The organism is Streptomyces sp. NRRL F-2664, from assembly GCF_000719345.1.
GTDB lineage: Bacteria > Actinomycetota > Actinomycetes > Streptomycetales > Streptomycetaceae > Streptomyces.
Map to the genome: position 1 here is coordinate 1 of NZ_JOFX01000495.1, position 296 is coordinate 296.

The 296-nt window shown below is 69.3% G+C and carries 1 protein-coding gene; it reads left to right on the top strand.

Annotation, left to right across the window (positions count from 1 at the left end; all coding sequences use genetic code 11):
• The coding region (locus IF89_RS40065; RefSeq protein ID WP_043195114.1) for a hypothetical protein at positions 1 to 296 on the top strand (296 nt) is incomplete at both ends.

Sequence of the window (296 nt, forward strand, 5' to 3'; positions counted from 1 at the left end):
TGCCCGTCCGCGAGGCCAGCACCGTCCACAACAGCGCCGGCCAGAAACGGGAGACCGTGACTGCCGCCGCCTACGACACCTACGGCCGACCGGTGAAGACCACCGATGAGACCGGTACGGTCACGGAGACCGCCTACGACACCGAGAACGGTTCTACCGGGCTGGTGCTGTCGCAGAAGGTGACCGGCCGGGACGGGAAGGTGCTGCAGGAGACGGTCAACACCCCCGGCAAGGACCGGCGCAGCATCGCGCACACCGTGACCCGGACTGCGGACAGTGCGGGCAGGCTTGCCGCC